Origin of the sequence: Gilliamella sp. App4-10 (genome assembly GCF_001690495.1) — a bacterium.
Lineage (GTDB): Bacteria > Pseudomonadota > Gammaproteobacteria > Enterobacterales > Orbaceae > Gilliamella > Gilliamella apicola_G.
Genome location: NZ_LZGS01000033.1, coordinates 1 through 2,823, shown reverse-complemented (window position 1 = coordinate 2,823; position 2,823 = coordinate 1). Strand labels below are relative to the sequence as shown.

General features: G+C 34.1%; 4 protein-coding genes. All 4 read right to left on the bottom strand.

The window, feature by feature from the left end; genetic code table 11:
- On the bottom strand, positions 1 to 475 hold a 475-nt coding region (locus tag A9G23_RS04670), incomplete at its 3' end, for an IS3 family transposase (RefSeq protein ID WP_141674914.1).
- Positions 475 to 732, bottom strand: a complete 258-nt coding sequence (locus tag A9G23_RS04665) for a transposase (protein ID WP_065586190.1) — start codon at positions 730 to 732, stop codon at positions 475 to 477. The genes A9G23_RS04665 and A9G23_RS04670, both read right to left, overlap by 1 nt.
- A 351-nt stretch (positions 733 to 1,083) precedes the next feature.
- The gene (locus A9G23_RS11895) at positions 1,084 to 1,473 is read right to left on the bottom strand and encodes an XAC2610-related protein (protein WP_442899766.1); all 390 of its coding nucleotides are present in this window, start codon (positions 1,471 to 1,473) and stop codon (positions 1,084 to 1,086) included.
- Between the two features lie 288 nt (positions 1,474 to 1,761).
- Positions 1,762 to 2,823, bottom strand: a protein-coding gene (locus A9G23_RS04655) for an IS3 family transposase (RefSeq protein ID WP_442899765.1) whose coding sequence is annotated in 2 segments (ribosomal slippage) — positions 1,762 to 2,597 and positions 2,597 to 2,823 — 1,063 coding nt annotated over the 2 segments. Because the reading frame shifts where the segments join, the coding sequence is not laid out codon by codon here. This gene is flagged as partial in the annotation.

Below are 2,823 nucleotides of genomic sequence, written 5' to 3'. Positions count from 1 at the left end.
CTGCCGGTAAGCTTACTGCAATATCAATACCTAACGCCTCACGATTAAAGTCATCAATGACATTGAATGTCCTAAAGCGACGTTGATTACAGCTACTGTCACTCATAAAATCCATTGACCAACATTCACCTTGTTTATTAGGAACCAATAGCCTTTCTGGGCTTCGTGGAGGAATACGTTTTTTACGCTTTACCCTGAGATTAAGCTTTAATTCACAATACACCCGATATACCCGTTTATGATTCCATTTATAGCCGAGCTTTCTGATACGATTAAAGCATTTAGGAAAGCCCCAGCGTAAATGCCGGTCTGTGATAGCATTCAATACCGAAACAATCACCGAATCATCCTGTAACTTAGGTTGATAATAGTAAGCACAACGACTTAAGCCAACAATGGCACAACTCATAGCAATAGTAACCAAATGATTTTGTTGTAGTTGCTGTGCCCACGTTTTACGTGCCCCAGTTGGCACTAAAGCTTTTTTATGATTTCTTCCTGAAGCTGAGATTTTAAACTGAGCTCAGCAAACATCTGTTTAAGTTTACGGTTTTCGGCCTCCAGCTCCTTTAAACGTTTGATATCCGAGGTTTCCATACCACCGTATTTATCTCGCCATTTATAGAAAGTTGAATTCCCCATGCCATATTTACGGCAGAGTTCCTTGACAGGAATACCTGCTTCAGCTTCTTTTAAAATAGCGACGATTTGATGTTCAGTCATTTTTTTCATAATTAAATCCCCTTTACTTGTATCATAGAGAATTTTCTACTTTTTTGCTGTACTATTTTAGGGGATAGTTACATTAAAATAATTACAATTAACTCAATAATAATTAGATTTATAATTTTTTATCTGAATCTTGTTTAATCTCTGTTATTTTATTTGCAATAAACTCTACTTCATCCTCGGGTATGTCTTTTCATAATATTTTTTCTGCATACTTAAAATTGAATTACATTATTACACTTTATGGCTTTTCTGGTGTAACTACCCCTTAATATTCCTTGTTTGTGCAGCCCTCATAGCGGAACAAAGTACTACATAATGTTTAATATAAAACACTTTAATTTTAAATTAAGTTTATAAATTATTATCTATCATTTTTATTAATGGAGCATTTTCAAACATGACTTTATTAATTGAAGTCTTTTTTATTACTTTGTTTTTGTCATTATAATGAATCATTTCCCCCCCTTTATTTTTAAGATAATTAATGCTAAATTTATAAAGGTTATTGTGATACCATATTGATTTTTCATAAAAACAGCATCCGTCATGAGATTGACCTATTAATACTTTATTTTGATATAACCCCTTTGGGTTAATAATATTATTAAATAATTGTTTAGAATAACGGTAAATGGATGTTTTTGGATCATAGAGGAAATAAGAGTAACTTATATTAACATCGCCATAATTTTCAGAAACTCTAATATCAGGGTAAGAATCGAAATTTAAATCTTCAAAAATAATATTTATTTTATCTTCTAAAGAAAAAAACGTAATCTTTGTTCATTTTGATTTACAACAATCACTAATTCGTAATCATTGTCATTAATAGCCTCTACCTTTATACTTGATATAATCTCTTTATAAGAGATACTTTCTTTTTTAAAATCAATGGGTATTGTTCTCCATTAATTGTCCCATCCCCATGAAAAAGATTATTTCTTATATCTAAATGTATTGAAGAAATTTTGTTACGTTCAATTTTTTCTTGTAAATACCCCAAACTTAGTACAAGATTCAAGTAGAAAATCATGCTGTTTGTTTTAGTGTTTTATATTCGAGCGGTGTCATGTTATTTAATGCCTCATGCGGTCTTTCGGTGTTATAAATCGTTAACCATTCTTCGGTTATTCTCCTTGCTTGCGCTAAGTTGTTAAAAAGATATAAATCGAGTACTTCAGTACGATAGGTGCGATTAAATCGTTCAATGTACCCGTTTTGATATGGGCTACCGGGCTCTATATAATCAATGGCTATATCATGTGATTTAGCCCAGTTTATAAAGGTTTTTCCTGTAAATTCTGGTCCATTATCGACGCGTATTTTTAATGGATAGCCATGATATTCAGCCAGTTTATCTAAGTAACGGGTAACTCTCACTGCCGGTAAGCTTACTGCAATATCAATACCTAACGCCTCACGATTAAAGTCATCAATGACATTGAATGTCCTAAAGCGACGTTGATTACAGCTACTGTCACTCATAAAATCCATTGACCAACATTCACCTTGTTTATTAGGAACCAATAGCCTTTCTGGGCTTCGTGGAGGAATACGTTTTTTACGCTTTACCCTGAGATTAAGCTTTAATTCACAATACACCCGATATACCCGTTTATGATTCCATTTATAGCCGAGCTTTCTGATACGATTAAAGCATTTAGGAAAGCCCCAGCGTAAATGCCGGTCTGTGATAGCATTCAATACCGAAACAATCACCGAATCATCCTGTAACTTAGGTTGATAATAGTAAGCACAACGACTTAAGCCAACAATGGCACAACTCATAGCAATAGTAACCAAATGATTTTGTTGTAGTTGCTGTGCCCACGTTTTACGTGCCCCAGTTGGCACTAAAGCTTTTTTATGATTTCTTCCTGAAGCTGAGATTTTAAACTGAGCTCAGCAAACATCTGTTTAAGTTTACGGTTTTCGGCCTCCAGCTCCTTTAAACGTTTGATATCCGAGGTTTCCATACCACCGTATTTATCTCGCCATTTATAGAAAGTTGAATTCCCCATGCCATATTTACGGCAGAGTTCCTTGACAGGAATACCTGCTTCAGCTTCTTTTAAAATAGCGACGATTTGA